Below are 22,897 nucleotides of genomic sequence, written 5' to 3'. Positions count from 1 at the left end.
ACACTCGTAGCCTGAAGGCTACAACTGCGTTTCATCCCCGGCTTAAAAGACCGGGGTTCTCACGCGACGCGCTATAGGAAAAACTACCTCTTGACGACAGGAAATCAGCTTTTCCCGGTTAACGTTTCTCTGCTTCGCCAATGAGGGTAAAAGCGGCCCAATCTACAGGATTAGGATGTTTGACCAATGTCACCAGCATGGCCTTCCGCAGCGATTGGGCAATATCAGGGGTTAGCTGCATCTGTCGATAAAATTCCGCCATCAACTCGGCTGTTGATTCGTCCGATACTGACCACAGAGAAACTACAACACTCGGAACGCCTGCTGCAATAAACGAGCGTGATAAACCAATGATGCCATCACCTGTAATACGACCGCGACCCGTATTGCAAGCACTCAAAACGACGAGTTCGGCATTCAACCTCAAATTGAAAATTTCGCTAGCAGTGAGTAAACCACTGTCACCCTTGCTTGGCGCAAGTGCGATGACTCCAGGTACCCCCAATTCCTCTACGTCATCCAGGATGCCGTGAGTTGCTAAATGCACGATGCGCGATCGCTCTATTTGCTGTAAAACTGCTACTTTTGTCGCTTTGTCGCCTGTAAGCGGTTCAGCATTTAAAAGCTGAGCGATCGCGATCGCTTCGGCTTCAGAGTGTGGGAGTGATGACAGTTGTTGAGGAGGTTGGTTCGTCGTAAAGGCAACACTTGGCATGGTAGGATTCCCAACGACTAGCGCACCTTTTCCTGAAGCAAGCTGTTGCTGTTTCTTGGTTAAAGACAGCACTTGAATTGAAGGCGCTGTTAAAATAGTATGTTGTTCTATCAAGTAATTTCCCGAAGTATCTTGCAACGCGGCAAAGGGAACTAAGAACAAAGATTCATGAGGAATAAAAGTAATTCGCGACGCTGGATCTTGAGGTAGAAGGTCAGCAATTGGTTCTATCAGTAGTTGATAAAGCTCTTGCAATGACGAATCTAAAAATCGTTGCTCAACAATAGGTAGGGTTCGGGTTGGATTTGTAGCTGGTTTGGAGCGCTGCTTGTTTCGCAGGCAACTGGGAATGAAGCAACGACCTTCAGTAATCAAGGCTTTTAATGAAGTTTTTTCCTCAACCAAACCTTTCAAACTGATGCGACGAAAGTCAATTTTTCCGGTCGGCTGTATCACCCAGATATAAAGTTCTGAATCTTGCAGCTTTCTTTGACCATCAGCTTCTACATCTTCTTTGATAAGCGAGTAAGAAACTAAAGTCGAATTGTGTTCTTTAGCAATTTGTTTGATTTCCTGGATGTCGAGCGGTTTTATTTGATTTTCCGATGACTTTAGGGTAGCCTGTGCTGACTGGGAAGAAAAACGGCTGGTCAATAATCTAACAAAAGCTTGCGCCCGTCCACGCTCTGCTATTTCTAGCGCTTCGTTATGCTGATTTTGATGGGCAAGCACTTCTTGTAACATACTATAACTTGTTTCTTGGGTTTCAAAAATTGAAATTAAATGGAGGTCGTTATTTTTTAAATTTGACCGCAGAGATTCCCAAATTTCAATGGTTGAAAATAAAGCTTTGATAGCTTCTGCTGGTTGCTTTGCTTTGTATAAAGCGTCACCTAAATTGCTGAGTACTCGACCTTGGGCGTGGCGATCGCTCAGTTCTCTGGCAATGGCTAAACTCTGTTGGTAAGACTCAATCGCTTGAGGATAATTTTTGACAGCATAGTAAGCAATTCCTAAATTTTCTAAAGCGCGACCTTGAACGAAACGATCGCGCAGTTCTAAGGCGATCGCTAAACTTTGTTTCTGCTCATCAATTGCTTGGGCATAATTAGTCAGGGAATAGTGTACTAATCCTAAATTACTCAAAGCAAGGGCTTCGCCTCGGCGATCGCGCTGCTGTTTAGCGATCGCTAAACTTTGCTCTTGATATTCTACTGCCCTTGTATACTCTTTTTGGGCATAGTAAACTAATCCCAAATTTCTTAGGATACTCGCTTCTAAATCAAGGGATTTTAGGGAGTGCGCTACTTCCAAACTTTGCTCGTAGTATTCAATTGCTTTTTTATAATTGCCAATCGCGCCGTAAGCAGCTCCCAAACCAATAAAAGCTTGTCCCTTTCCCAATAAATCGGCCCTGGATTCAGCTTGTGCTAAGCGCTGCTGCTGGTAAGAAATTGCTTTTTCATAATCTCCGATTGCGTAGTAAGTTGCGCCTAGATTGTTGAGCGCATAGCCTTCCCTAGCGTCATCGCGGGAGAGTCTCGCCAGCTCTAAATTCTGCTGGTAGCAGGCGATCGCTTTGCTGTAGTCTTTCGGCGCAGTTTGGAGGGTCACTCCTGCCTGCTGCTCCAATAATTGTTCCTCAGTTAAGCACTGAATGGCACTCGGTGTCAGGCTTACTAAGCCATTGTTTAGAGGTGCGAGTTCAGGGAGCTGAATGGCAGATGGTGCTGGTGATTTTGGTGGCACCGGGGAAGCTATGACCCCTGGTGGTTCTGGTGGCAGCGATGGCGCTGCTGCTGGTGCTGCTGGTGACGGTAGGGGAGATACGATCGCTGGTGGTTCTGGTGACGGCGGGACGATGAGCGGTGGTGGTTCTGGTGGCTGCGGGACAGGTGATGGTGCTGGCACCGGGGAAGGTATGACCGCTGGTGGTTCTGGTGGCAGCGCGGGAGCCACCTCCACCGGAAAATTTGGTGGATTGCTAAGGAAGCTGATCTCACCTGCCTTGATTCCGCTAGTGTTGATGTTGCCCGTACTGATTTTGCCTTCTGAATAAAGGGTGACGCTGCCTCCGTTTCCAAGGAAGCTAGAGGTTGTAATTCCACCGGCGGCGATCGCGTTTGTCCCATATAGGAAAATTGACCCACCGTTACCGATTATCGAGGAAGCGTTCAAGGTGCTGGCGCTCGTATTGATGCTTCCCCCCGTGCTGTAGAGGGTAATATTGCCGGCATTGCCCATTAAAGTTGAAGTATCCAGGTGTTCTGCTGCGATGTCCCCGGACGCTACCAGCGCCAGATCTCCGCCATTTGAAGTAATGGATGCTGCTTGAATGCTGTTTGCAGCGCCTAAAAAAACTGAACCTGCGATCGCGATATTGCCAACTTGAATGCTGGCAGGTGAAGAACTGGCGGGTGCTAGAGTGCTGTTTGCAGTGAGGCCAGTGGGTACGTTGCCAGCCGTAAACACCAACTGCGGTCGATCGCTAGATGCGGAACTGATAGCGAGATCACCGGATGCGATCGTGCCTTTTGCTTGCACTTCCAGAGAACCGCCTGCGTAATTACCAAAAAAGACGTTTCCGCCTGAGACGATCGTAGAACCGCCTGAACTTGCGAAGTTGCCGGGGCTACCTTGAAGTGTGCCAATTGAGAAATCGCTGCCAGCTTTGAAGAGGGCATCACCGGATACAGTACCGTTACTGGTAAGGGTGATGCGGCCGCCAGCACTCAGTAAGCTTTGGGAGTGATTGCGCGTCTGGATGTCTATTTGGCGATCGCCCTGCACGGTTAGGTTTCTACCCACATCGGTAACAAAAGAGTTAGCCACGCTGTCGCGAATGCGGACAGCTTCCCCCGCTTGCAATTTCAAGTCACCTGCTGTCTGTAATTGCCTGTTTACTAGGGTTAGGTTACGCGCGGCTGACACAGTAGCCGTTTGAGCAGACACTGCTAAATTTTGGTTCGCACCTGTTGCCTGAGTGTCGGCAATTGCCACATCGCCCGCTTCTACCCGCAAGTCTGAATTCGTTAGCTGTACGCTGCCGTCGCTGTTAACTGTAACGCCTGTAGCGTTGCTGCTACCTCCTGTCAGCAGTTGGGACAGGGTGAGGGGATTCAACGGCACAGAAGGAGAACCTAGATTAGAAGAGGGGGAAATTTCTAAACTCAGCAGATGCCCTGCTTGAGAAATGCGGACTAAGTTTTCTCCGGGCACCGATGCGATCGCAATTTGTCCAGACGGTGCTGACAAAGTACCGGGGCTGAAAACTGTTCCGCCTATTAAAGCTAGGGTTTGCCCGTTAGGTACGCTCAGTTGACCGAAATTTGCGATCGCCCCTGGCTGAGCTGTACCAAAATTTAAAGTGCTTGGCGTTCCTATCAGCATAGCGTATTCATTAACGCCAACTGCCTGAAACCAATTGTTGCCAAATCCGATTCCGGTTGCTGTCGTTGCCAAGAATGAACCAGGCACGTTCAGTTGAGCGTTGGAACCAAAAACAATCCCCGCTGGATTCATCAAAAATAAGTTAGAATTACCGCCTATTACTTGAATTAAACCGTTAATATAAGAAGCATCGCCACCCACAACTCGCCCTAAAATATTGCGGATGTTCGGATCAGAAATAAAATTAACAATTTGACCGTCTTTGAGTCCAAACTGCTGAAAGCTATGAAAGAGATTAGTGCCGTCTTTTGAGAGCTGTCCCCCGTTGATGTTAAATTGATTGCCGGAGGCATTAACAGCAGTTCCGGTGCCATCGGGAGACGGAGTAATTTGCTGTCCTGTAGCAGCAGGTGAGAACAGTAAAAAGCCTAAAGATACCACCCAAGTATAAGTCAACAGTTGCTGTTGATATCTTTGAGTTATTCTTGTTATCATCATTAGACTTCTCCCTAAAATCTTTTTTTGCTGGGCGCGCTTAAATTATAATAAAACTTTTTTCTCAAAAAACATGAGTGGAGTTTAAGCTAAGCACGTTAAAAAGTGCGATCGTAGCTCAACTGGCGAACGTTTATAGAACCCATTTGAGATTTAAGCTGCTGCAAGCCTTATCCGCATCAGTCTCATAACAATAGTCCGGAGAGTTTTTAGTTTATAGTCTGAAACCCTTGATTTTTCCTTGGTAGTTCGATTGCCGAATCGTTTTGAAAGCCATATTTTACGTTTTTATCAAAAACTGTCCAAAGTCTTGTAATAAAACAAAGATTAACCTTGGCACTCGCATCAACCAGAGTTCTCTCAAAATTACTGACGAGGATTTTGCACGTCTCTATCCAAGCATTTGCCCGTTCTCTTCCCCTACCTTGTCACAACCAAAAAAAACAAGCATTTGAAGATGATCCACTCTTCGTCTGTGAGAATGGTAGAGTATGGCATCACTGCTGGATACGAATTTTGCAGTCACTTTACTTCAATACAGTAAAAAATGTCAAATGGGTTCTATAAAAGCGATCGCCCTTCCCACTCCCCCATCTCCTAAAGTCGGTGAAGCGTAGCTATCCCGTAGGGAATCCCCCTGTTATCAAAAATCAAAATAAGTAGACAGACAAAAAAATAGTCCGCCTACTTAATCGCTAACTACAAATCACTCCCACTCGATCGTTCCCGGTGGCTTAGAAGTAATATCGTAAACCACCCGGTTCACCCCCTTAACCTCATTCACAATCCGGTTCGAGATCAGTTCCAACAAATCATAAGGAACCCGCGCCCAGTCAGCCGTCATCCCGTCTTCACTCTTAATAAATCGCAGAACGATCGGGTAAGCATAAGTGCGCTGATCGCCCATCACGCCTACACTGCGAATCGGCAGCAAAACTGCAAAAGCTTGCCAAAGTTCACCGTACAATCCGTGCCGGTTAATTTCTTGGCGAACAATGAAGTCAGCATCCCGCAAAATATTGAGTCTCTCTGCGGTAACTTCTCCTATAATCCGAATCGCCAATCCCGGGCCGGGGAAAGGTTGTCGGTTCACGATTTCTTCGGGAAGCCCGATCGACCGGCCGACTTTTCGCACCTCATCCTTAAACAGTTTTCGCAGCGGTTCAATCAGCTTAAATCGCAAATCTTTCGGCAAACCGCCGACGTTGTGGTGGCTTTTAATTTTAACAGCAACTCGTTCGCCGCTTTTCGGGTCTGCATTAGTGTCAGCCGACTCAATCACATCAGGATAAAGAGTACCTTGTGCGAGGTAGTCAAAGGGGCCTAGACGCTTCGATTCTTCTTCAAATACGTTGATAAATTCGTGACCGATCCGCTTGCGTTTTACTTCAGGATCGGTAATCCCTTCAAGTTGAGCTAAAAAGCGTTCGCGAGCATTAACATATTCAACGTCAATGTGGAATTGCTCTTTAAATAATTTTACCAACCGTTCTGGTTCATACTTCCGCATAAACCCTTGGTCGATAAACATACAGGTAAGTTGGTCGCCGATCGCCTTATGCAGCAAGAAAGCCAAAGTAGAAGAATCTACACCGCCCGATAGAGCCAGCAAAACTCGTTTATCTCCCACTTGCGCGCGAATTTCGCGAATCGATTCCTCCACAAAAGTAGCAGTCGTCCAAGTCGGTTCGCACTCGCAAATGTGGTAAACAAAATTGCGAATTAAAGCTATTCCCCCGATCGAGTGAACTACTTCTGGGTGAAACTGAACCCCGTACAAATTTTTCTCGTGGTTAGCAACAGCAGCACACGGAGTATTGTCCGTGTGAGCGAGGATCTCAAAACCCGTCGGCAGTTGAGTACACGAGTCTCCGTGGCTCATCCACATCGTGCTGCCCTCTTCGACATTTGTCAGCAAATCCGTAGGATCGTCAATAAATAGCGATGCCTTGCCGTATTCCGCTAATTTCGATCGCTCAACCGTGCCTCCGAGCTGCTTTACCATCAACTGCATCCCGTAACACACTCCCAACACCGGTATTCCCAAATTCCAAATTTCTGGGTCGCAGTGGGGTGCTTTTTCATCGTATACAGAACTTGGGCCTCCTGAAAGAATAATTCCTTTAGGATTGATAGCTTTTAACTGTTCTGCCGTAGTGCGGTAAGAAATAACTTCTGAATATACTTGAGTTTCGCGAATTCTACGAGCAATCAGTTCGGAATATTGCGAACCGAAGTCGAGAATCACGATGATCTGGCGCTCTATCTGCTGCAGAAAAGAGTTTGTGAGAACGGATTCAGTTTCTATTTGAGTAGTCACGGTTATTGCGTAATTGCTAAGTGCTAATTGGGTCGAAAGTAGCGGAGATATCTATCGCGGTCTCAGTGCAAGACTAAGGAAGGCGAGCAACCATTTGTCGCTAGGAATAAATCTTATTTATACTAGATTGCAGTCAGCGATGTTAGTCGATTAATCGGGCACAGGGCAAGCATAGATTTACTTCATCCTTACCCTAATTAATTGAATTCTTGCTTCAGAAATTGCTTCCAGAAGCAACCTAGTATAATTAAGGTCTAGGGACAGAGAATTATTACTTGTTAAATATTATCCCTGACCGATGTTTTAAACAGAATTCAGGGATATTCACACTACATTAACAAATTTGGGTCAAAAATGTATCTCCTATGTCACTTTTAACAATAATTTTGCGATCGCGCCCGAACATTACCGATCCCACGGGGATTCTTCGGTTGGTATGAGTAAAAATGCAATCCGAGGATCGCAAGTCTATTTGTCGGGCGATGTCGCCGTAAATTCGATCGACCCAATTGCTCCCAAACTCGGCGTCCAAAGCCCGCAGTTGCCCCAGAGCATCTTCGGCTGTCGCTGCGGCAAAAATTGCGGAACACGCATCCGCAGGCATTCCAGCTTTAGCACAGTAAGCTGTGAGAATTTCCCTGCGCCCGTCCGCCAAGTGGTGGTGAGTGTGAAAAATTCCCGCAGCCAATTTCATCAGTTTCCCGTGATAGCCAAACAGCAAAATTGACTGCACGCCCTGATATCCGGCCTCTACCAGCAGCGGGCCGAGCCAGTTAGCGGTTTTGACGAGCCTATCAGGATTAATCCCCAGTTGTCGCGCCAAATCCAAGCCGTTTTCGCCGATGCAGAAAACCAAACAGTCAAACACTTCGGCTTTTTGTTGCAGTTGTTCGCGGTAAAGTTCCAACTGTCCAGGGGCACTCAGCGGTTGAGAAATGCCAGTTGTACCCAGCAGCGAAAGTCCTTCTACCACGCCGAAAGCTTCGTTAGAAGTGCGGGTGGCTAGTTGCCGCCCAGACGGCAGAATCAGGGTGACAGTAATTTTTTCGGACGGTGAGAGTTCTCGGCTCAGATTCGATCGCAGCAGCCGCATTGCGTAATCATAGATCGCCGCCCCTCCACCGACTGTGTGGCGCCCTATACCTTCACCGCCGAGAATCACAATATGCTCTTCCTCTCCCCGATTCTCTCCCTCTCCCCGATTCTCTCCCTCTTCCCAATTCCCCAATTCCACCATTGCCCAAACGGGGGTATTTCGAGTCAGATCGAGATTGTCCCCCGGATCGGAGCGAGTCACTCCTAAAGCGGTATTAGTTTTGAGTACAGATGCCTGTTCGATCGGAATTTCTGCCGTTATTTGCGGTTCCAGTAAATTTACTGAGACGCTATCTAGAGAGTGAATACCCTCACGCAAGCACCGCAAAGCTGCAAGTGCGGCCGCACAGGCAAATACTGGCAGTGTATACCCGGATAAAGGTTGAATTTTGGTCACAATCTAATGCAGAAATCCGTAAAATTGTTGAGAATCGACATCACACCTTAGCAGTGATATCTCTCAAACGTTTAAGTTTAATTCTAGGGTTTGCTATTATCTGCAGTTAGCGTAATTTTTGTCAAGTAATAATTTTGTCCTAGCAGTTCCCGATCTCAGCCACAATTTTTTTGAGGTGCGGTAGCGGAAACCGCCCCTACGGGGGCTACGCCAACGTAGAGGATCGCCAATAACCCACTCCGAAGCTTTACCGGCACCTGGGGGCGATTTTCACAAAAAACTCGGAATCGCGAGCGCTGGCACTGAACAAACGGATTCCAGGAATTAGATACAAATCCTTAGCAGCTAGCTATACTCGGCAAGTCGATCGTCTTTCATTCTATAGATTTAGGTAGCCGTAAAGGCGCCAGAGGTGAGTCGAGGATCGGGTGCTAAATTTGCTTGGGCCTTTGAGGAACTTGTTTGAGGCGGAATTTGAGCAATTTTTGGCAGGCAAAATGCTGGGCTCGCTTCTTTGTTAAGCCCTACAACCTACTTTTTTACAATTAGCAAATTTATATCTCCCAAGCGGTTGATGTCCTAGCGATTGCAAGTCATTTATATTGATATGAATTACCCGGACGTGCCAGTCCTACTTTCGAGCTAGCCTCTTGAAGGTGGGGCTGGTTTTATCTAACCCTATTACTTCAATTCTCCAATCTAAAATCTAAAATCTACAATCTAAAATCGATTGACTATGGTTGAACCAGTTGCAGAGTTAAATGAACCTCTATCTCTTCAGACTCCCGAAATAGTAGACCCGAAAATATTTCAGCTCGTTCTCTCTGCAAAAACAGCTCTCAAAATTTCTAAAAAAGACGTTCGATCGACCCTGAAAGCCTCAACTCTAGATGGCATTTTTGCCGCTGTCTTCGAGTCGGCGACCGGCGGCGTCCTGCTGAGCAACTTCTTGCTGCAACTAGGGGCGAGCAGCGTGGAAATAGGTATATTCTCGGCTATTCCGATGGTGGTAAATCTCCTGCAACCATTAGGAGCTTACATCGCAGATCAGACAACCAGTCGCCACTGGTACAACCTATTTGTATTCGGCGTGTCGCGGCTGCTGTGGCTGGTGCTCGCGGTGGCAATTGTTTGGGGTTCCCAGCACGCAGACCTCGACCAACTGCTGCAATGGACACTGGTAACAGTCGTAGCAGCTAGCGTGCTGGCAGCTTTTGCCAATTCTAGCTGGTTCAGTTGGATGGCTGCTGTGGTTCCTCAGCGCTTGCGGGGACGCTATTTTGGCTTTCGCAACAGTGCTGTCAGCCTCATAACTTTGCTGGGAGTGCCGTTGATGGGATTGGGAGTTTCAACTTGGGACGGCGGTCCTATTTTGGGCTACGGTATTGTTTTATTGGTGGGTGTTTTGGCGGGAATGATTAGTTTGGGGTGTCAATGCTTCATGGTTGATGTGAATCCCCAGGTATACAAAAAAAATGCACAGAGCGATCGACTTACAGAGAAAAAAGCAAAGCAAATAACAGATTTTGTGCCTTCTGTGCTGAAAGATTCTAATTTTTTAATGTTTATTCTTTACTTCAGTGTGTGGACATTTGCTATTAATCTCAGCGCGCCTTTTTTTAATATCTACCTGCTAAAAGATTTAAGCTTGGATGTGAGTTTGGTAACGATTTACACCAGCTTAAGTTCCGGGGCAAATCTACTGCTGCTGATGTTTTGGGGTAAGTTGGCCGATCGCTGGGGAAATCGCCCCCTGCTAATTGCGGTTGGGCTGGTGGTGGCCCTAACGCCTTTGCTGTGGTTGGGTACGGGCAATTACCCGTTTGCCCTCTGGGTGTGGCTGCCGCTGCTGCACTTGCTGGGGGGAACGACTTTAGGGGCGATCGGGCTGTGTAGTAACAATATTCAAATGGAGCTCGCGTCGATCGAGCAACCTTCGACTTATTTTGCGATCGCCGCAGCGGTTTCGGGATTAGCTGGGGCTTTGGGAACTACCGCCGGCGGCTTTATTGCCGAACTTCCGGGCATGAGTTTGGGAGCACTGTTTGCCCTCTCGGCTGCTGTGCGGCTGGTAGGCTTGCTGCCTTTGGTTTTGGTGCGAGAACCTCGTAGCCAGTCGCTGCGGTCGATCGTCCCCACTTTGGGACGTTTTAAATTTAACCGGAGCTAGAAAATATTTTCACAAATTTACCGATCGAGAAACCAGCAAAACCCACAGATTGTTAAAAACTTCAAGCACATTGCAGAAAAGCTGAGAGTAACTGAAACAAAAATTAACCTAAAACATCGCCTAAATCTGATGTGCGGCAAATATCTCACTATTATCTTGCAGCCAACCGACAAATCGATAATATATAGCTGTTCTAAAAACTCACTGTGCAGACCGTAAATGTGTTTAAAGGTTTGTTAGCTAGGGCGTCGTATCACTACTTCTGTTACGATAATCCAGCATTTTCCCTGAAGCAAACCTACGATTTCACGCTCTGAATTTTTTACGTTTTAGGATAATCGAGCATTTTCTCAGAACCAAACCTACGATCTCACGCTCAGCCCTTTTTGTATTAAGAAATATAAATATTATTCACATTTTAATACAATAAACTCAACTAGGTGGTGGTTTGAGACTACTATCCTGACAATCGAAATAACTAAAGATTGCCCACCCACATAACAATTTCGAGCCAAAAACTAGCAGGGCTCGCCTGACGCCATACAAAAAGGGGAATTGGCAATCTCAAGTAACCGATGACCAATGACAGATCGCTCTCAAATTTCCGATTCAAAGAGAGACAAGTAAAAATGAAACGTCTAATCGTTTGCTGTGATGGCACTTGGCAACAACTCAATAGTAGTTACCCAAGTAATGTGATTAAACTTGCCCAGGCAGTGAAATCGACCGCCAGTGACGGGGTTCCGCAAATCGTGTTTTATGACGAAGGAGTTGGATCGGATAGTAACAAGATTTTGGGCGGAGCCACTGGACTGGGAATCGATAAAAATATACAAGATGTCTATCGTTTTCTATCTCTCAACTATGAGAAGGGTGACGAAATATATCTATTCGGGTTCAGTCGCGGTGCTTACACAGTCAGGAGTCTAACCGGAATGATTTATTGCTCCGGTCTCCTATCCCGCCCTCATATTACCAGGGCATCAGAAGCTTACGAGCTTTACCGTCAACGAGACATTAAACCAAAGGATCGGGTAGCAGCCAATTACCGCGAAGATTACGGCGATCGCGTCCCGATTACCTTGCTTGGTTGTTTCGACACCGTTGGAGCCCTTGGTATTCCTACTCTACCCGCCTTCAAGAAGTATGACGAACAGCTCAAGAAAAGGTACCGATTCCACGACACCACTTTAAATAAGTTAATTCAAAATGCGTTGCACGCCGTGGCGATCGACGAAGTTCGCGAAATCTTTGATGTTACGCCTATGAAAAAAAATCCTGATGTTGAGAACCAGCGGGTTATTCAAGTTTGGTTTCCCGGCTCGCATATCTGCATCGGCGGTGGAACGAAAGAATACAGCGGTTTATCAGATGCCGCCTTACAATGGATGATCGATTCAACCCGTAACCTTGGATTGGGGCTTGAATTCGATATAAGTGCCATTCCCACAGGTATCAATCCCAATTATGAGATTGATTTTAAAAACAATCCTGGGTTCTTCCAATTGGCAGGAATCAAGTTCCGCGAGGTGGGCGATGCTATTGAGGATATTCACGAAAGCACGATCAATCGATGGAGAAAACGCCAAGACTATCGACCTAAGAATCTGCAAAAAATTCTCTCCAAAGTAATTGAGAATATAGAAAAATAATCAAACTTTATCAATCTCTCAGAACCGAACATAAGAAGACGATCTAATCTACAACAATCGAAAGGCAAAGCAATTATGAAAAGAGATACATCTAAAGATGGATTTAGCAACAAAGCTTTAGCATATACGTTGACTCATTTCAAACCAATTTGGAACTTAGTTCAAAGTTACGAGCCTCTGAAACGTAAACTAAACAAATTTTTTCTCAATAGCATCATTTACAAACTTCCGACTCGCCCGCTTCCCTATAGCTTAATGGGCTTAGATCCCAAAATTCCAGGGACAGATATTCCCAAGAAAACTGATACCTACATCTCTTGGGATTCACTTACAGACAAGACTTATACTGGGCGACATTTACCTCCCGACCCAGAATTTAACAAAGAAGGGAATTTACCACCACTCGATAAATTAAAGACCTTATTCCAAAAAAGAGACGGAAAAACCATTTATTCAGAAAAATCGACTCTGCTATTTCCCTATTGGGTGCAGTGGTTTACAGATAGTTTTCTCCGGATCGATCAGCAAAACCGTTTCAAAAATACCTCCAACCATCAGATTGATATGTGCAATGTTTACGGGTTGACCCGCAAACAAACAAATATGCTCAGAGCTTTCAAAGACGGTAAATTTAAAACCCAAAAACTCAAGCGAAAAGATGGCGTAGAAGAAGAGTATCCCCTCTTTTATTATGCCGATCCTGAGCAGGGTATTGTCGATTCTCAATTTGAAGGTCTTCATGCACCCCTTAATGATGAGAAAAGACAACCGCCCGAAAAGAAAAGCAAGCTATTTGCAATGGGAGTTGAACGGGCAAACGTCCAAGTTGGCTATGTCATGCTCAACACTTTATGTATCAGGGAGCATAATCGAATTTGTGACATTTTGTCCAAAAGCTATCCGGAATGGGACGATGAGAGGCTCTTCCAAACCGCGAGAAATATTCTCATGGTGATTGTTCTCAATATCATTATGGAAGAGTACATTTTCCACATTACGCCCTATAATTTTAGGTTCTTTGCCGATCCTGAAGCTTTTACCAAGGAAAGTTGGTATCGAGAAAATTGGATGGCGATTGAGTTTAGTTTTGTCTATCGCTGGCATAGTGCGGTTCCTGAAACCTTTATCTATGACGGCAAAGAAAAGTCCATGTACGATTCCCTCTGGAATAATCAGATGTTAATCGATAAAGGGTTGGGTGCATTGATGGAAGAAACTTGTTCCCAACCAGGCACTAGAATTGGTTTGTTTAACACACCTGATTTTAAGATTGCAGGAACACCCTATACATTTATTGATGCTACCGAACTAGCATCTGTTAAACTCGGACGGCAGGCACAGTTAGCCAGTTATAACGATTACCGCGAAATGTGTGGTTATCCCAGGGTGAGTGATTTCAATCAAATTACGGGTGACGAATACGCTCAACAGAAATTAAAAGATTTGTACGGTCATGTTGATAAGATTGAACTATTTGTCGGATTGTATGCTGAAGATGTCCGGAAAAATTCAGCAATTCCGCCTTTAGTAGCACGGATAATTGGCATTGATGCTTTCTCCCAGGCTTTAACTAATCCTTTGTTATCGCCTAAAGTCTTCAATAAGGAAACTTTTTCTGAGGTTGGTTGGGAAATTATCCAAAATACCAAAACAGTCTCTGATTTAGTGAATCGTAATGTTCCTCCAAGCGATCCCAAATACAAAGTCTCCTTCGAGCTTTAAGTTGTAGCTGACAACTAAGACTCAAGGTAGTGGGGGCGCAAAGACACCTGCGCCCTCAAAAATGAGGAATAAAAAGCCGATTTTTTCGCAAACGATCGCCTACGGCAATTCGGGAGCAATTGCACCAGCAGTTATACTGTTTAACAGATGCAACGGTTTGTGTAGAACCTTTTTTAGCGATTAACCGAAGGTTATGTTATGAACAAGAAGTTATTTACCGAATATCCCGAACAAGACGAACGCAAATATTACGATCTTTTGGTTGAGCAGGCCAAGCTTCGGATGGATAATCTTTACGGCAATAAGGAGCGGGCGCTGCGAGATACTCACGCCAAAACTCATGCTTGCGTTAAAGGAACTCTGGAAATTTTTGACTTTGATGAGGAAGCGATTAAACGGGAATTGGGCAAACGCGCTTCGTTAACTTCTTCGCAACTAAATGCGATTTCCCTTAAGCAAGGTTTGCTAGCAAAACCCAAAGAATATCCTGTTTGGTTGCGATTTGCTAACGGGGCTACCAAAGTATACCCTGATCACCAAAAAGATTCGCGCTCAATCTCACTGAAAGTGATGGGGGTGGAAGGGGAACGACTCGCGCAAAGCCACGAGTCAAAAACCCAGGACATCATTGTTCACAATTCAGAAATATTTGTGAGCCAAACCATCAAAGATTACTACGGCTTTTTTTCGGCTCTTGTTGAATCACCAGAGACATTGAAAAAGTGGCTAATCCGACATCCCAGACACTTTCTAGCGGTCTCAACGCTTACGGGTAGCCGGACTCCGAAGAGTTTGCTAACAGCCAAATATTGGAGCGGTTCACCCTCTGCTTTGGGTCTTAATCCCGGTTTCGATCCCTCCCAGCCTGGTCTAGTTCCTGTCGAATATCCTGCGGTAATTAAGTATGGGTTTACTCCGGTTTCATGCAAACCACCGCACGAGATAATTCCAGAACAATCTCGACCGGGAATTCCTAAAATTCCTTTTGTCGATCGCGCTAAAGCCTTGGGTTTAGATCCCAAACAACCAGACAATTATTACCGGGACGATCTAATTCAAGCCTTGGCGAAACCTGATGCCCAATACTGGTGGGATTTTGGCATTCAGTTCCAAACCAGCCTAAAAATGCCGATCGACGATGGCATCAATGTCTGGAAGGAAAAAGAATCACCCTTCTTGAGAGTAGGTCGTCTCACCGTCAAGCATCAGATTATTGATTATGAAAAACAATCTGATTTCAACGAAAACCTGAGATATTCTCCCTGGAACGGCTTAGCAGTTCATCGTCCAGTAGGCGCGATCAATCGGATACGCGGTGTTGTTTACCCCGTTGTAGCGAATTATCGCCTTCAAAAGCGAGGTCTCGTCCACCAAGAACCAACCGGAGAAGAAACTTTTTAAGGGATTAATTTGAGCCTGGGACATCATTTAATGCCATCAGGCAGGTGTCGTCTGAGCAAATGGCAACTTAAAGAAGTTAACAAGCGAAACCTTCAAAAAATCCCATCCCTTTTTAGGGGGTGGGAATGTTGAAAATTATTAATTTTTAGTGATCAGTCCTTAGTCCTCATTATTCAGTAGCAATTAATCAATAACTGGGTTCATACCCAATTATTAATTATTCTGCTAGCAACCAACTGATGACTAATGACCAACGACTGATGACTAATAAATTAAGCTTGCCGTGAGTAGTATTCCACCACTAGCAGTTCGTTAATCTGTAGAGCAATCCACTCGCGTTCGATAACGCCGTTAACTTTGCCAACCAGTTTTTGCTTATCAAATTCCAAGTGATTCGGCAAGTGAGCCAAGCCTGGGTCTTTGAGATTAGCTTCTACCATTGTGCGAGAGCGCTCTCTATTTTTCACCGCAACCACATCACCAGGCTTGCACTGATAGCTGGCGATATTGACTTCACGGTCATTGACAGTTATGTGACCGTGATTTACCAATTGTCTAGCGGACGGAATGGTTGGAGCCATTCCCATCCGAAACACAGTATTGTCCAAGCGCATTTCCAAAAATTGCAGTAACACTTGACCTGTGGAGCCCGTGACACGGCGGGCTTTGCGGACGTAACGGAGCAGTTGGCGTTCCGTCACACCGTAATTGAAACGGAGTTTTTGCTTTTCTTGCAAACGAACCGCATACTCAGAGAGCTTTTTGCGGTTTTGACCGTGCTGTCCAGGCGGATAATCTCGTCTGGGGGTTTTGCGGGTTAGACCCGGCAACTCTTTCAGGCGACGGACGATTCTCAATCGGGGGCCTCGATATCGAGACATTTATTTTCCTCTCTAATATCTGTATGCAATTTTATGCAGACTCTATATTATATGTTGGTAACGGTCAAAATTCAAATAAAGATCGATAAAAAAACGATCGACCGCAGCGCGAGCCATAATGTGAGGTAAATTCTGAAGGAAAAGCCGATCGATCGATCGCCCCAATCAGCCAAAAAAACTCACTACTCGATCTGCCATGCACAACCGCAATTTTTCCCGCACATCTTCCCCAAAGCCAGCACCGACAGGCTCAAACCCTACCGCGCGCTGGATATTAGCTCTCGGCACGCAGCTAGCAGCACTCGGTTTGTTGGCAACAGCACTGCCAATCTCACCAGCATCAGCCATCACTATTAGAATCCCTCGCTCTAGGAATCCCTATCGCGTCTGCGCCCTGGAACTAATCGAAGCCGGAGTGGGGGCAGAGGCAGCCGCCGCCGCTTGTGCTGACGCGCTCCACCCCCGGGACATATCTAAATGCGCCCTCCAAATCAACCGCAAAACCAATATTTCGGGTGTCGAAGCGCTCTCTAGCTGTCGGCGGGTGAGGCGTCCCAAGGAATTGGCTACTTGCGTAGTGAATATTAACGGCAAAAGTCGAACTCAACCTGCAGATCCCCTGGTAGTGCTCGATGGATGCCGCCGTAGTTTATTGCCACAACAGTTTTCTGAATGCGTAGTCGGTTTGAGCGGCAGGCTCGACTTTCCCACTGACCGGTTAATCGCCACTTGTCTTGACCCCAGGGACAACGTGAGCCAGTTGGACGGGCGCCCTGCACCTACCCCTCCTGTGGAGCTAATTTCACCGCCTTCGCCCCCCAATTAATTTGTCAGTTGTTAGTTGTCAGTTGTCAGTTGTTAGTTGTTATTTGTTAGTTGTTATTTGTTATTCCACAGCTATTAGCTACTGCCAATCGCCAACTGCCAACTGCCAACTGCCAACTGCCAACTGCCAACTGACTACTTTTTTATAATCAAATGTCAGAAATTTTTGCTCAAATTACAGTCGAAGAATTAGCTCGTCAATTAGCAGAAACCAATGCTGAGAAATTGCAGCTTGTAGACGTGCGAGAACCTCACGAAATTGAACTCGCGGCGCTGCCGGGATTTGTAGCTTTTCCGTTGAGTGAGTTTGCCGAATGGTCTGGTGAAATTGACGCTAGACTCGATCGCGACAAAGAAACCCTAGTTCTGTGCCATCACGGAGTGCGATCGGCTCAAATGTGCCACTGGTTAGCGGCTCAAGGATTTACTAACGTTAAAAATATCGTTGGCGGTATCGATGCTTACTCAATGGTGGTCGATCGCAGCGTCCCCCGCTATTAACCTCAAATCCAGTTCTTAAGTATCGTTTTTTTCAGAGTCCGCGCGGGCGGACTTTGTATGTGTAAAAACGAATTATATTTTCTCCGAATTACCTAATTAACACCAGCAAATCGAAAATTTAAAAGCTTACTCATAGTGAGCCGATCGCGCCCCTGCCTTTTCGACTCATAAAGAGCCTCATCAGCCGCCAGTAGCAGCGTTATCGCATCATTTTCCTCACTTGGAATAACGCTGGCAATTCCCAAACTAATCGTTACTACAGAATTAGGTAGACCGTCAACACAATCGGGGTTAAAAACAATATTCAAAGCTTTCACTTTCGCTCTAATTTGTTCGGCAACAACCACAGCCGCCGACGCATCAGTTTCAGGTAAAATCACAGCAAATTCCTCGCCCCCGTAGCGAGCAGCTACATCAGCAGGACGCTGGAGCGATCGGCGAATTGTCTGAGCTACCGATCGCAAACACTCATCTCCTGCTTGATGTCCGTAGGTATCATTATATATTTTGAAATGATCGAGGTCGCACAAAATTAAAGATATGGGAGACCCCTCGCGAGCCATGTGTTTCCATTCCATTCGCAAGCAACTATCAAAATGCCGTCTGTTGCCAATTTGAGTAAGTTGGTCCACATTCACCAAAGCTTGCAGCCTTTGATTTTCTTGCTGCAACTCCTCAAAACGAACCACAGACAACTTGTCCTCACACAACTTTTGCCCTTGAAAATACAAGCGATATAATTCGCAAGACAAACTACAGTTATTTCCCTCTAACTCGACAAGTCCCATGCTGTCTAACTGATAAGCCATCAAAGGTTCGAGGTTAACACTATTTTTAGCATCGACAACCTGTTGGAAGGCGGAGGCGAGTTCTGGCTGCTGTTGAATGGCGATCGACTGATTTTGCAAGTAGTCGCTATAAATCCCGCTGTGAGTATGAGCTGCTGTTAACAATTCTGCCAACTCGGCTAGCCCGAGTTCATTCCCTGGTTCATCCCGATCGACGGAGAGGCGATTTTGTTGCAAAATTGCCAGGTGATACAGCGCTAAATGCACTAAATAAGGATGCCCGCCTACCATGTTCATTAATTGCTCGATCGGATGGCTATTGCTCCAGTTCAGTCCGTGTCTGCACGCCAAATCTTGAACTTGTTCAGCAGTAAATTCTGAGAGTTTAATCGGCATTCCTACATTGAATGGAGATTGATTAAGCCTCAAAGCAATATAAATCTCTGTCGAATGAATGACAACAATGCGGAGTTTTTGCCAAGTTGTGCTAGCGCGAGCTTGTTCATACCAAAAACGGATCATCGACAGAAAATCTTGAGCAATGTTAGTGCGTTCAAATATGCGATTTATTTCGTTAATCACCAAGACAATGGGACTATCAATTAGTTCGAGCAAATAGTTTTCAAAGTAAATGGTGCAGCTTACCTTGCTGCCCATATCTTCATCCCAGAATTCATCAATATTTGGTTCGAGTTTGAGTTGCCGAGTGACATTGACACAAAGCCAGCGTAAAAATTTATCTAAACTAGCAAAAACCACTGCGTCGGCTTGCTGAAAGTCTACAATTACTGTGCGGTATCCACGATCGACTGCCGCGTGAATTATCCGCAGCATCAGCGAACTTTTGCCCATTTTTTTGGGAGCTTTAATGCGAACAAGGCCTCCGGGTTTGCTAATTTCTGCACAGGCCAGGGCTTCGGCCCCTGAGCGCTCAATATAAAATCGAGAGTCAAGCGGTATGGGGCCGCCGGGAAATTCTAGGTCGGCAACTGTTTGGATCAAGTTTGGTGATTTTTGGAGTCCAGCCATAGTCATTGTGCAAGGCGATACCCTGACTGTATCTTACCTTTGTCTGGTTAGGGGGTAGACGAGCGGTGTCCAAGATCGATCGACAATCCTACAAAATCTAAGTTTTTAGGGACTTCCCGGAACTGACTTTGCTATAGTAGTGTCACTTTACCCAGTCTCAAACCCTGCTTCAACACGGCTCTGCAGACCGACAAAAATTCGACGGTAGCCCAGACGCGCTCATTCTTGGCATTTACCGGAAAAATAACTCGTCGGTCGTCAATGTCGCGCAGGAAGAGCCCCCATCAAAGGAGAAATAATCATTGTCACGTCGCTACCTGTTTACCTCTGAATCGGTCACTGAAGGCCATCCCGATAAAATCTGCGATCAAATTTCAGATACGATTTTAGATGCCTTACTGACTGAAGACCCTAAAAGCCGCGTCGCAGCGGAAGTTGTCGTCAACACCGGCTTAATGCTGCTGACTGGCGAAATTACCACTAAAGCTCAGGTAAATTACATAGAATTAGCCCGGAAAAAAATAGCCGATATTGGCTACATCCACGCTGACAACGGCTTTTCGGCCAATAGTTGCTCTGTGTTGGTGGCTCTTGATTCTCAGTCTCCCGATATTGCTCAAGGGGTGAATACAGCCCACGAAAGCCGGGAACAATCGAGTGAAGAGGAATTAGACGCCATCGGCGCTGGCGACCAAGGTTTGATGTTCGGTTTTGCTTGCAACGAAACGCCGGAAATGATGCCTCTGCCGATTAGTTTAGCGCACCGGATTTGCCGTCAACTGGCCGCAGTCCGCAAAACCGGTCAGTTATCTTACCTGCGTCCCGACGGCAAAAGCCAAGTTACGGTGATTTACGAGGACGGAAAACCCGTTGGCATAGATACGATTTTAATTTCTACGCAGCACACGGAAACGATCGGCGACATCACAGAAACGGCCGCAGTTCAAGCCAAAATCAAAGAAGACCTTTGGACTGCTATCGTCCAACCTGTGTTTGCCGATATTAGCGTGAAGCCGGATTCAGAAACTCGCTTCCTTGTCAACCCTACCGGCAAATTTGTGGTCGGCGGGCCTCAAGGAGATTCGGGTTTGACGGGCCGCAAAATTATTGTGGATACCTACGGCGGCTATTCCCGCCACGGCGGCGGCGCTTTTTCTGGGAAAGACCCCACCAAGGTAGACCGCAGCGCGGCTTATGCTTGTCGCTACGTTGCTAAAAATATCGTAGCGGCTGGTTTGGCCGAAAAGTGCGAAGTGCAGTTGAGTTATGCGATCGGCGTTGCGCGGCCTGTTAGCATGATGATCGAAACTTTTGGCACTGGGAAAGTTGATGACGATCGCCTTTTGGAAGTTGTGAAGCAGCATTTTGAACTGCGTCCTGCGGGAATCATTCAGGCATTTAATTTGCAGAATTTGCCTGCTGAAAGAGGCGGCCGTTTCTATCAAGATGTGGCGGCTTACGGTCACTTCGGACGCACTGATTTAGATTTGCCTTGGGAGGAAACTGATAAGGCGGAACTTTTGAAAGCAGCTTTGAGCCAGCAGTTGTCTGCTGTTGCTGGATAGTACAATTTTGGGGCGTGTACTGCGCCCCTTATCCATAAATAATATCGGGTGCTACCAATGAATGTAGGGTGCGTACTCCGCACCTAATCAATAAATAATAATAGGCGCTTCTTCGGCGCATCTTATCCATAAATAATACCGGGTGCTACCAATCAATAACGTAGCGGGTGCAGTACCCATCTTACACAAAAAAAGATTAAATAAATAAATGGGATTTTTCACACCTTTCCAATCAGCAATTCGCAGTTTTGCCTCTTCCCTCCAACAGCGGTTGGCGACGACTGGATTTTCTGCACCAAATCCAGCAACGCTGCCCAGTTCGTTTGCGACTAACAATCCTGGTGGAATTCGCGGCGTTTGGATAACCAGCACAGACTCCAAAGTTCTCACATCAAAAGAGCGAATTGCTGAGGCAATGGACTTTCTCGCCGATACGGGATTTAATACCGTTTTTCCTATAATTTGGAGCCAGGGTTATACGGCTTATCCTTCTCAAATTATGCGAGAAAAATTTGGGGTGGAAATTGACTCGCGCTATCAAGGTCGCGACCCCTTAGCAGAAATATGTGTTGAGGCCAAGAGAGTTGGTTTAAAAGTGATTCCTTGTTTTGAATACGGATTTGTGAGTTCTTACAATCGCAAGGGCGGTCATTTGCTGGCGAAAAAACCTGAGTGGATCGCCCGTGATTTCAGCGGCAATTTACTGAAGAAAAATAACTTTGACTGGATGAATTCTCTTGACCCGGAAGTGCAAGAATTTGTGCTGGGGTTGATGCTGGAAGTTGCTAAGAATTATCCGGTAAACGGCGTTCAAGGAGACGATCGCATTGCGTTTCCGGTAGAAGGCGGTTACGACAAAAAAACGGTTAAACGCTATCTAGAAGAGTGCGGTAAAGCAGCGCCGTCGGATTGTAAAGAACAACATTGGCTACAGTGGCGTGCTAATATTATTACTGAGTTTGTAGCTCGTTTACACCGAGAAGTGAAAGCTATTAATCCTGATTTGTTGCTATCGATGTCGCCGAGTCCTTATGACTGGGGGCTGGTGGAATATTTGCAAGATTCTAAAGCTTGGGTTGACAAAAATTTGGTGGATCTGCTTCACCCGCAGTTTTATCGTCGCGATTTTAATGCTTACAAACAATTGGTCGATAAAATGATGTCGGGACAACTTAGCGGGCAGCAAGTAAAGTGCGTGTCGCCCGGTATTTTGTTGACGAATCGAGGCAGCAAATATAGCATAACTCCCGAACTGTTGTTGCAAGTAATTGCTTACAACCGCTCTTGCGGCATTCAAGGAGAAGTGATGTTTTTTTACGAAGGTTTGCGAGATAACGATAACGCTTTGGCTAAGGTTTTGAAAAAAGGGCCCTATGCTCGTTGAGAGATTGTCCCGCCATCAATCTATTTTCGGTTGGCTGGGGTCAATCGATTTTAGATTTTAGATTTTAGATTTTAGATTGAAGTATTGACCCCACGGATAAATTCGGGGGGCAAGTTTCATCCGATACAGGTTTTTTATTTCTGGGTCCTGAGTCTGCGCGTTGGAATGAATCCGGGGGCCTGTATCCTGGATGCTTTTGGTCAACCGCGTCGATCGCTATTTCAAACCCAGTTGGTATAAAATAAGATGTTGCACCATTCTCAATAAGCTGTGATTAACAGGCAAGATGCCTGTTCCACAAAGGGTGAAATTTCTTGTGGAACAGGCAAGATGCCTGTTCCTGACAATGGTGCAAGATGTGAGTATAAAATGATATAGCAGAGCTAGGTCAGTTAAAAACCCAGCAATGCTAAGCAGCAAGCGCTACTCCTTGTCAAGCCGATCCCCCAAACAAACCCGATAATTAATAATTGGGGAGTTGCAAAAATAGTAGAAGAAGACATATTTTAGAAGTGGGTGCAAGCTTTTTTTTAGAAGTAGCGTTTTGTAAACGCCATATTTTTTAAA

The 22,897-nt window shown here is 45.9% G+C and carries 14 protein-coding genes; 9 read left to right on the top strand and 5 right to left on the bottom strand.

Going from position 1 to position 22,897, the window contains the following annotated elements; all coding sequences use genetic code 11:
• Positions 1-118: 118 nt before the first annotated feature.
• On the bottom strand, positions 119-4,603 hold the full coding sequence (locus Q5691_RS13405) for a CHAT domain-containing protein (RefSeq protein WP_333345180.1): 4,485 nt from the start codon (positions 4,601-4,603) through the stop codon (positions 119-121).
• Positions 4,604-5,091: 488 nt separating this feature from the next.
• Here Q5691_RS13405 and Q5691_RS13400 point away from each other — a divergent pair, with 488 nt between their 5' ends.
• Entirely contained in the window at positions 5,092-5,217 is a 126-nt protein-coding gene (locus tag Q5691_RS13400) for a hypothetical protein (RefSeq protein WP_333213202.1), read from the top strand.
• 89 nt (positions 5,218-5,306) lie between these two features.
• Here the strand turns inward: Q5691_RS13400 and guaA are convergent, their stop codons facing one another.
• Positions 5,307-6,908, bottom strand: coding sequence for a glutamine-hydrolyzing GMP synthase (gene guaA, locus Q5691_RS13395; protein WP_445305829.1), 1,602 nt, complete (start codon positions 6,906-6,908; stop codon positions 5,307-5,309).
• Positions 6,909-7,254: 346 nt separating this feature from the next.
• On the bottom strand, positions 7,255-8,412 hold the full coding sequence (gene cbiD, locus Q5691_RS13390; protein ID WP_333345176.1) for a cobalt-precorrin-5B (C(1))-methyltransferase CbiD: 1,158 nt from the start codon (positions 8,410-8,412) through the stop codon (positions 7,255-7,257).
• Positions 8,413-9,148: 736 nt separating this feature from the next.
• On the opposite strand from cbiD, the gene Q5691_RS13385 reads away from it, so the two are divergent.
• From Q5691_RS13385 to Q5691_RS13370, 4 genes are all read left to right on the top strand, one after another.
• Positions 9,149-10,582: an MFS transporter gene (locus Q5691_RS13385; RefSeq protein ID WP_333213207.1), complete on the top strand. Its 1,434-nt coding sequence runs from the start codon at positions 9,149-9,151 to the stop codon at positions 10,580-10,582.
• A gap of 629 nt (positions 10,583-11,211) precedes the next feature.
• Positions 11,212-12,234 carry a DUF2235 domain-containing protein gene (locus Q5691_RS13380; RefSeq protein ID WP_333345174.1) on the top strand — a complete coding sequence of 341 codons (1,023 nt, stop codon included), beginning with the start codon at positions 11,212-11,214 and terminating at the stop codon, positions 12,232-12,234.
• Positions 12,235-12,309: 75 nt separating this feature from the next.
• Complete coding sequence (locus Q5691_RS13375) at positions 12,310-13,956, top strand: peroxidase family protein (RefSeq protein WP_333345172.1); 1,647 nt, start codon at positions 12,310-12,312, stop codon at positions 13,954-13,956.
• Between the two features lie 198 nt (positions 13,957-14,154).
• Positions 14,155-15,357: a catalase gene (locus Q5691_RS13370; RefSeq protein WP_333345171.1), complete on the top strand. Its 1,203-nt coding sequence runs from the start codon at positions 14,155-14,157 to the stop codon at positions 15,355-15,357.
• A gap of 272 nt (positions 15,358-15,629) precedes the next feature.
• On the opposite strand, the gene rpsD is transcribed toward Q5691_RS13370, so the two are convergent.
• Positions 15,630-16,238: a 30S ribosomal protein S4 gene (gene rpsD, locus Q5691_RS13365; RefSeq protein ID WP_172190738.1), complete on the bottom strand. Its 609-nt coding sequence runs from the start codon at positions 16,236-16,238 to the stop codon at positions 15,630-15,632.
• A gap of 196 nt (positions 16,239-16,434) precedes the next feature.
• Here rpsD and Q5691_RS13360 point away from each other — a divergent pair, with 196 nt between their 5' ends.
• Both Q5691_RS13360 and Q5691_RS13355 read left to right on the top strand, forming a co-directional pair.
• On the top strand, positions 16,435-17,064 hold the full coding sequence (locus Q5691_RS13360; RefSeq protein WP_333213196.1) for a hypothetical protein: 630 nt from the start codon (positions 16,435-16,437) through the stop codon (positions 17,062-17,064).
• A 152-nt stretch (positions 17,065-17,216) separates the two neighbouring features.
• The gene (locus tag Q5691_RS13355; RefSeq protein ID WP_333213195.1) at positions 17,217-17,564 is read left to right on the top strand and encodes a rhodanese-like domain-containing protein; all 348 of its coding nucleotides are present in this window, start codon (positions 17,217-17,219) and stop codon (positions 17,562-17,564) included.
• A gap of 92 nt (positions 17,565-17,656) precedes the next feature.
• On the opposite strand, the gene Q5691_RS13350 is transcribed toward Q5691_RS13355, so the two are convergent.
• A complete protein-coding gene (locus Q5691_RS13350) occupies positions 17,657-19,381 on the bottom strand; it encodes an AAA-like domain-containing protein (protein WP_333345168.1) in 1,725 nt (574 codons plus the stop codon).
• A gap of 302 nt (positions 19,382-19,683) precedes the next feature.
• On the opposite strand from Q5691_RS13350, the gene metK reads away from it, so the two are divergent.
• On the top strand, positions 19,684-20,946 hold the full coding sequence (gene metK / locus Q5691_RS13345) for a methionine adenosyltransferase (RefSeq protein ID WP_333345166.1): 1,263 nt from the start codon (positions 19,684-19,686) through the stop codon (positions 20,944-20,946).
• A 208-nt stretch (positions 20,947-21,154) separates the two neighbouring features.
• On the top strand, positions 21,155-22,330 hold the full coding sequence (locus Q5691_RS13340; protein ID WP_333345164.1) for a family 10 glycosylhydrolase: 1,176 nt from the start codon (positions 21,155-21,157) through the stop codon (positions 22,328-22,330).
• Positions 22,331-22,897: the final 567 nt, after the last annotated feature.

It is taken from the genome of Microcoleus sp. w1-18aA5, assembly GCF_036701705.1.
Lineage (GTDB): Bacteria > Cyanobacteriota > Cyanobacteriia > Cyanobacteriales > Microcoleaceae > Microcoleus.
The sequence above is the reverse complement of the archived record's forward strand: the minus strand, read 5'-3'. Positions and strand labels throughout refer to the sequence as shown.

What these genes read in the sequence shown, in the direction of transcription:
- Q5691_RS13350 (WP_333345168.1), bottom strand. Translation starts at nt 19,381, where the DNA reads ATGGCTGGACTCCAAAAATCACCAAACTTGATCCAAACAGTTGCCGAC.
- rpsD (WP_172190738.1), bottom strand. Translation starts at nt 16,238, where the DNA reads ATGTCTCGATATCGAGGCCCCCGATTGAGAATCGTCCGTCGCCTGAAA.
- Q5691_RS13400 (WP_333213202.1), top strand. Translation starts at nt 5,092, where the DNA reads ATGGCATCACTGCTGGATACGAATTTTGCAGTCACTTTACTTCAATAC.
- Q5691_RS13380 (WP_333345174.1), top strand. Translation starts at nt 11,212, where the DNA reads ATGAAACGTCTAATCGTTTGCTGTGATGGCACTTGGCAACAACTCAAT.
- Q5691_RS13370 (WP_333345171.1), top strand. Translation starts at nt 14,155, where the DNA reads ATGAACAAGAAGTTATTTACCGAATATCCCGAACAAGACGAACGCAAA.
- Q5691_RS13360 (WP_333213196.1), top strand. Translation starts at nt 16,435, where the DNA reads ATGCACAACCGCAATTTTTCCCGCACATCTTCCCCAAAGCCAGCACCG.
- Q5691_RS13355 (WP_333213195.1), top strand. Translation starts at nt 17,217, where the DNA reads ATGTCAGAAATTTTTGCTCAAATTACAGTCGAAGAATTAGCTCGTCAA.
- Q5691_RS13340 (WP_333345164.1), top strand. Translation starts at nt 21,155, where the DNA reads ATGGGATTTTTCACACCTTTCCAATCAGCAATTCGCAGTTTTGCCTCT.
- Q5691_RS13385 (WP_333213207.1), top strand. Translation starts at nt 9,149, where the DNA reads ATGGTTGAACCAGTTGCAGAGTTAAATGAACCTCTATCTCTTCAGACT.
- Q5691_RS13375 (WP_333345172.1), top strand. Translation starts at nt 12,310, where the DNA reads ATGAAAAGAGATACATCTAAAGATGGATTTAGCAACAAAGCTTTAGCA.
- Q5691_RS13405 (WP_333345180.1), bottom strand. Translation starts at nt 4,603, where the DNA reads ATGATGATAACAAGAATAACTCAAAGATATCAACAGCAACTGTTGACT.